The sequence below is a fragment of the Roseovarius nitratireducens genome, assembly GCF_002925845.1.
In the GTDB taxonomy this organism is placed as follows: Bacteria; Pseudomonadota; Alphaproteobacteria; order Rhodobacterales; family Rhodobacteraceae; genus Roseovarius; species Roseovarius nitratireducens.
Genome location: NZ_PDNI01000028.1, coordinates 194,636 through 201,080 on the forward strand (window position 1 = coordinate 194,636; position 6,445 = coordinate 201,080).

Consider the following 6,445-nt stretch of genomic DNA (forward strand, 5'->3'; position numbering starts at 1 on the left):
GATCCTTTCCAATGGCACCTGTCACCCTGAAGCAAACCGTCGATGCCCCGCTGGCCGCGGTATGGGAAAGCTGGGACCGCTACGCCGATGTCCACAGCTTCCACCCGGGAATCGAGAACTCCTACCTTGTCGAGAACAGCCGTTCCACCGGCCTGGGAGCGAAGCGGCGCTGCGATTTCGTCGGCGGCAAGAACTACATCCTGGAGGAAATCGTCGCCTACGAGGAGCAGCGGAAGATGACGCTCAAGATCTATGACGGCAACATCCCCTTGAAGGTGGCCTTCGTCACCTTCACCTTCAAACCGCTTGGCTCGAAACGCACCGAGATCACCGCGACGGCGCGGTTCACGTCGAAATTCGGCCCATTGGGCCTGTTGCTGCGGCCGATCATGCGCGAGCAACTGGGCAAGGGACTGACCGAGCTTCTGGCGGGCAACGCCGCCTATGTCGCGGCCCGCGCCGCCTGAGCCCGCGCGCGAGCCGATCCGGGTCTGGCCTTCGGAGCTACCCATCGCCGGAGAGCCCGTACGCAACGTGGAGGTGATCAAGGCGGTGGGCGACTGGATGGCTGCGTCGGACATGCCCAAGCTGCTGGTCTATTTCTCGCCCGGGGCGGTGGTCACGCCCGACTCGGCCAGGTGGATGCAGCAGAATTACAGCAATATCGAGATCCGCTACGGCGGCGCGGCCCTGCATTTCGCGAAGGAAGACCAACCCGAGGCCATCGGCCGCCACGTGGCCGACTGGCCGAGCGGACTGCCAGAATAGACAGAACCAGTCCGGTTCTCCGGCGAAGACCCGTATCAGAACCGTTTCTTGGTTCGGAAGAAAGACGGCGATGAGAACCATCGCTGCCTTGCTGTCTCGCTCACGTTTCCCTCGGTTTCGCCATGAAGAGCGCGAGTCGCGAGAAATCGGTGATTGCGTCCCGTTCCGAGGCAAGCGCCTGATACTCTGGATCGGCGCTGAGGCGCGCCATCCCCTCGGGGTCCTGCCCTTTCCAGAGGTTCAACCGAAGCGGACTGCGAGGGCCCTTCCCACCGATCTTTTCGAGGATTCGGAACGCCGAGTGCACCTCGAACCCTTGCTTGGCGGCGAGCGGTGCCATCTTTGCTTCATAAGCGTCGCGTTCGGCATCGCCCGCGCCATCCGCCATCGAGACGAGATCGACGAGAATCACACCCTCTTCGATTGGCCCCGCATCACGGATCGGTTGCGCCATGTAGAGCCTGAGCGCTTCCATGTTATGCACCCTGTCGCGCGTGGGAACGAGCGCTGCGTAATCGGGATCGGCGCTGACATTGGCAAGCGCCTTTGGATCTGCAAACTGCCAGACATTGATCCGTACGGCCTCCGGCATCGGCCCGGCCAGATGCGCTTGAAGGTCGTAGGAATGCACGACGCGCGCACCGTAGCGCGCGGCGACCGGTTCCAGGACGGCCTCGTATTGGTTGCGAGCTTCGATCGAGACAGCGTCATTCAGCACAACAAAGTCGATCAGGTTGAACACGTCCCCGGACGCATATGCCGCTCCGATGAATGGCGTCACCGCGGCGGCGGCGATGCTTCGGTTCAAAAAGGTTCTTCGGTCCATTTCTGTGGTCCTTCTGAGTTTCAGCTGGGCGGAATGTTTCCGCGACGTAGAGACTGACGGACCATTTTTGACAAAACAAATATGAATAATGGTTATTTGTGTTCCGAAAACGGAACAACATACGATGGACAAACCCACGCAAGTTGCCGCATCACGACATGACGGGTTAAGCCAGCCGATCGGCGGCATGACCATGTCCTCGACCAGCGAGGTAAGGCCCGAGCCGCCCTGCAGCAGCTCGATCCGCTGAGCTTGCTACCTCGCATGGCTGAACACGAGGGGCCGGACTGATCGCTCTGTATCGGTTGGATGTCAGTCACAACTATGGAGAGCGGAACCCGGATCGGAGTCGACAAGGCAGCAGCATAAAAGGTCTCTCTTTCAGCAACTTACATGCTATTTGCCAAAATCGCGCAGTCATCAGGTCCGGAGCATATCGGCCCTGAGAGACCGCTTTTGGACCTCCTGGTGCTGGGTCCAGTGCTCAGCCCCCCGCATAGCCCTCGAAAACAACGAGAAAATCCGGCCGCAGCCAGATTGGAAGAACGCTTTCGCGAGAGCAAGTGGCGGAGGGAACGGGACCGGGGGGCGTACTTTCTCTACCCTTGACGGCAGCTATTCGCCCTCGTTCCTAAAGAATTGGAAAGACCCGTTGGTCGGGTCTGTCTGACAGTGGATGCCCACAGGAGGCAACATCTCGACAGGGTGAGCTACCGAACGGGCCGAAAGGCATGCTCACCCGTGATACCCACGGTCTCGACGAACGTCATCGGAACATTGCGATGCATCATCGCTTCAGTCGAAAGCACCTGGCTCCTGATCCTGTCAGCCAGGTCGCGAATTCGTCCTCTCGTGTCTGGATACAGCACTGAAATCCTGAGATGAATCGCGTTTGATCGCTTACGCGCCGGGGCTGGGAAAGGCGTTTGTTCAGCCCCCGATCAGCGTCGGATCCCGCGTTCGGACTTTTGAAAAACTGCATTGGAAAATTCATTTTTTCTTGCCAAATGCAATTTCTTTGTATGATATGCAAATTTATCAACAACGGAAAAGTTGAAAAATGGGAGGAAAAATGTCAGATACATCCATAGAAAGCGGAGGCATCGAAGCTTCCGTCAACGAGGTCGATGGGCTCCACCGAGCGATCAACTGGAAAGGGGCATTCTGGATTGCAAGCGGCGTGCCCGCGCTGGTTCTGATCTCGATCGGCGGCATCGGCGACGTCGCGGGCAAACTTGCCTTCCTTGTCTGGTCGATCTCGGTCTGCATGGGCTTTTCGCAAGCCTACAGCTATGCCGAGATTGCCGGGCTGTTCAAAAACAAGTCGGGCGGCGCAGCCGTTTACGGCGCGGCTGCCTGGTTGCGCTACAGCAAGTTCCTCGCCCCCTTGTCGGTCTGGTGCAACTGGTTTGCCTGGACGCCCGTGCTGTCTTTGGGCTGCGCCATCGCCGCTGGCTACATCCTGAATGCGGTGGCGCCGATCCCGGTCTTCACGGCGGAGTCGCCCGAAGTACTTGCTTGGCTTGCCAGCAGCGCCAATTCCGGACTGATGGATGGTATGTCCGACGGCGCCGCCACGCAGACCGCGATCGCCGCACTGACCGAGGCCAACACCCCGTTCCTGCAGAGCTTCTCGGTGGTCCGCTTCTCTTTCCTCGGGTTGGCCGATATCGACGTCGGAGCGACCTTCTTCATCGGCGCCGCCCTGATGCTCATCACTTTCGCGATCCAGCACCGCGGCATTCTGGGCACGGCCCGCGTCCAGATGTGGATCGGGCTTCTCGTGGTGGTGCCCATGCTGATCGTCGGGATCGTTCCCTTCGTCAACGGCAACACGCATGCGGAAAATTATGTGCCGCTGGTTCCGCCAACCGGAGACTGGAGCATCGGCGGATGGACACTGTTCCTGGGCGCGCTCTTCATCGCGGGCTGGTCGACCTACGCCTTCGAGACGGCGGTCTGCTACACCCGCGAATTCAAGAACCCTGCGACCGACACCAAGCGTTCGATCATCGCGGCGGGGCTGTTGTGCGTGGTGCTCTATTCTCTGGTCGCGGCAACCTTCCAAGGGTTTCTCGGTCTCGACGGCATGACCGCACCGGGCATCGTGGATGGCACCGGCGTGGCCGCCGCCATGGGCGATATGGTCGGCTCGGGCTCCGCCTTCGTCACCCATCTTCTCGAGATGATGATGATCCTGGCGCTGATGCTTGCCATCATGATGGCCATGGCCGGGTCTTCCCGGACGCTCTATCAGGGCGGGGTTGACGGCTGGCTGCCGAAATACCTGTCGCACACGAACGAGCACGGGGCACCGACCAAGGCGATGTGGACGGATCTCGTCTTCAACCTCGGGTTGCTGACCTTCGCGGCGTCGGATGCGACGGCTTATTACCTGATCCTGTCGATCTCCAACGTCGGCTACATGCTGTTCATCTTTTTGAACCTGCAAGCGACCTGGATTCACCGGATCGACAGCCCCAACATTCCGCGCCCCTATCGCGCACCGAACTGGCTTGTCGGCTTCAACGCCTGCCTCGGTTTCTTCAACCTGTTCCTGATGGGGGTCGGTGCGAAGCTGTGGGGCAATCCCAATGCGCTGTGGTACGGATTCGGCTTCGCCCTGATGATCATTCCGGTCTTCATCTACCGGCACTACGTGCAGGACGGCGGCCGCTTCCCCGATCATATGCTGATCGACCTCGACCTTCACGGCCAGGACTTGGGAGAGAAGAAGGCGGGCATGTTGCCCTACCTCGCGCTGGCCTTCGGTGGCGTGCTGATCCTGATCGGCCACTATTACTTCCAACTGCCGGGCTGAGGCTCATTAGGAAAGGATGAAAATCATGACCAAGACTGTTCTGTGTGCAGTCGACGGCACCTTGCACGATCAGGCAGCCATTCGCCTGTCTGTTGCCATCGCCACCGGTCTGGATGCCAGGCTGAACCTGCTGGCGGTCGACCACGTGAATTTCGACGGCCGCAGTGCCCCGGTTCACGAACTCGGCCACAGGAAAGTTCACGAGTTGCTGAACAAATCCCGTGAGGTCGCGACCGAAGCAGGCTACCCCGACCCGGAAATGACGGCTGTCGCGGGAAGAGACGTAGCGCGGGCAATTCTCAACTACGCCGAGGAGCAGCATGTGGACCACATCGTGCTCGGCACCGGCGAGAAGATGTTCGTCGAGCGTATGCTGATCGGATCGGTCAGCCACGATGTCGTGCTGGGGGCGCATTGCGGTGTCTCAGTGGCACGCTAGCCCCTTCTGACAAGACGCGACGGGATCGGGCCCCTTCATGCGACGGGGCCCATCCAAGCCAAGCCAAGCCAAGCCAAGTCAACTGGCAAAACGCCATATCGGAGGAAATCATGAACCAAACAGTCTCCAACTCCAGAGAAATGTCGAAGTCGCCGTTTCGCGCCCGTTACGACAACTTCATCGGCGGCCAATTCGTTGCGCCGGTGAAGGGAGAGTATTTCGGCAATGTCACCCCGATCTTTGGGGCGGAAATCTGCGAAGTGGCCCGTTCCGGCGCCGAGGATGTGGAACTGGCGCTCGATGCCGCCCATGCCGCCAAGGACGCCTGGGGCAAGACCCCGGCCGCCGAGCGCTCCAACATTCTGCTCAGGATCGCCGACCGGATCGAGGAGAACCTCGACCTGATCGCCACCGCCGAGACCTGGGACAACGGCAAGCCCATTCGCGAGACGACAGCGGCCGATATCCCCCTGACCGTCGATCATTTCCGCTATTTCGCGGGCGTCCTGCGCGGGCAGGAAGGCACCATGTCCGAGATCGACCATGACACGGTCGCCTATCATTTCCATGAGCCGCTGGGCGTCGTGGGGCAGATCATCCCGTGGAATTTCTCGATCCTGATGGCCGCGTGGAAGCTGGCCCCGGCGCTGGCCGCCGGCAACTGCGTCGTGCTGAAACCGGCCGAGCAGACGCCCGCGGCGATCATGGTTATGGCCGAGCTCATCGCCGATCTGCTGCCCGCCGGGGTGCTGAACATCGTAAACGGCTATGGCGCCGAAGTGGGTGCGGCCCTCGCCCGCAGCCCACGGATTGCCAAGATCGCTTTCACCGGCTCGACCGAGACCGGGCGCAAGATCATGCAGGCCGCGACCGAGAACCTGATCCCCGTCACGCTGGAACTGGGGGGCAAGTCGCCCAACATCTTCTTCTCGGACGTGATGGCGCAGGACGATGCTTTCCTCGACAAGGCGGTGGAGGGGTTCGTGCTCTTCGCTTTTAACCAGGGCGAGGTCTGCACCTGCCCCAGCCGCGCGCTGATCCAGGAGGATATCTACGAGGAGTTCATCGCCCGCTGCATCGAGCGTGTGAAGGCGATCAAGCAGGGCGATCCGCGTGACCCCGAAACCATGGTTGGCGCGCAGGCGAGCCAAGAGCAGCAGGAGAAAATCCTCTCCTACCTGACGATCGGTGTGCAAGAGGGCGCCGAGGTGCTGACGGGGGGCGGTGTGGCGCGCTTCAATGGCGATCTTGCGGGCGGATTCTACATCCAGCCCACGATCCTGAAAGGCCACAACAAGATGCGCGTCTTCCAGGAGGAAATCTTCGGCCCCGTCGTGTCGGTCACGACCTTCAAGGACGAGGCCGAGGCATTGGCCATTGCCAATGACACGATGTACGGCCTCGGGGCCGGTGTCTGGACGCGCGACGGTACCCGCGCCTATCGCTTCGGCCGCGCGATCGAGGCAGGCCGTGTCTGGGTCAACAACTATCACGCCTACCCAGCGCATGCGGCCTTCGGCGGCTACAAGCAGTCGGGCATCGGGCGCGAAACCCACAAGATGATGCTCGATCACTACCAGCAGACCAAGAA

At 60.7% G+C, this 6,445-nt stretch carries 6 protein-coding genes; 5 read left to right on the top strand and 1 reads right to left on the bottom strand.

Annotated features, from left to right (window positions below):
- Positions 1 to 11 precede the first annotated feature (11 nt).
- Positions 12 to 467, top strand: coding sequence for an SRPBCC family protein (locus CRJ03_RS05670; protein ID WP_104017927.1), 456 nt, complete (start codon positions 12 to 14; stop codon positions 465 to 467).
- A complete protein-coding gene (locus CRJ03_RS05675) occupies positions 445 to 768 on the top strand; it encodes a hypothetical protein (RefSeq protein WP_104017928.1) in 324 nt (107 codons plus the stop codon). Before CRJ03_RS05670 ends, CRJ03_RS05675 begins: the two co-directional genes overlap by 23 nt.
- 100 nt (positions 769 to 868) lie before the next feature.
- Here CRJ03_RS05675 and CRJ03_RS05680 read toward each other — a convergent pair whose 3' ends face one another.
- Positions 869 to 1,783 (bottom strand): DUF1330 domain-containing protein, encoded by a 915-nt coding sequence (locus tag CRJ03_RS05680; RefSeq protein WP_165375252.1) that lies wholly within the window; start codon positions 1,781 to 1,783, stop codon positions 869 to 871.
- Between the two features lie 883 nt (positions 1,784 to 2,666).
- Here CRJ03_RS05680 and CRJ03_RS05685 point away from each other — a divergent pair.
- The 3 genes from CRJ03_RS05685 to adh form a co-directional block, all read left to right on the top strand.
- Entirely contained in the window at positions 2,667 to 4,415 is a 1,749-nt protein-coding gene (locus CRJ03_RS05685; protein ID WP_104017930.1) for a trimethylamine N-oxide permease, read from the top strand.
- A gap of 25 nt (positions 4,416 to 4,440) precedes the next feature.
- The gene (locus CRJ03_RS05690; RefSeq protein WP_165375253.1) at positions 4,441 to 4,854 is read left to right on the top strand and encodes a universal stress protein; all 414 of its coding nucleotides are present in this window, start codon (positions 4,441 to 4,443) and stop codon (positions 4,852 to 4,854) included.
- A gap of 110 nt (positions 4,855 to 4,964) precedes the next feature.
- On the top strand, positions 4,965 to 6,445 hold a 1,481-nt coding region (gene adh, locus CRJ03_RS05695), incomplete at its 3' end, for an aldehyde dehydrogenase (RefSeq protein ID WP_104017949.1).

Bases quoted from the DNA above. Each gene is read 5' to 3' on its own strand.
- CRJ03_RS05670 (WP_104017927.1), top strand. From the start codon at position 12: ATGGCACCTGTCACCCTGAAGCAAACCGTCGATGCCCCGCTGGCCGCG.
- CRJ03_RS05675 (WP_104017928.1), top strand. From the start codon at position 445: ATGTCGCGGCCCGCGCCGCCTGAGCCCGCGCGCGAGCCGATCCGGGTC.
- CRJ03_RS05680 (WP_165375252.1), bottom strand. From the start codon at position 1,783: ATGCCGCCGATCGGCTGGCTTAACCCGTCATGTCGTGATGCGGCAACT.
- CRJ03_RS05685 (WP_104017930.1), top strand. From the start codon at position 2,667: ATGTCAGATACATCCATAGAAAGCGGAGGCATCGAAGCTTCCGTCAAC.
- CRJ03_RS05690 (WP_165375253.1), top strand. From the start codon at position 4,441: ATGACCAAGACTGTTCTGTGTGCAGTCGACGGCACCTTGCACGATCAG.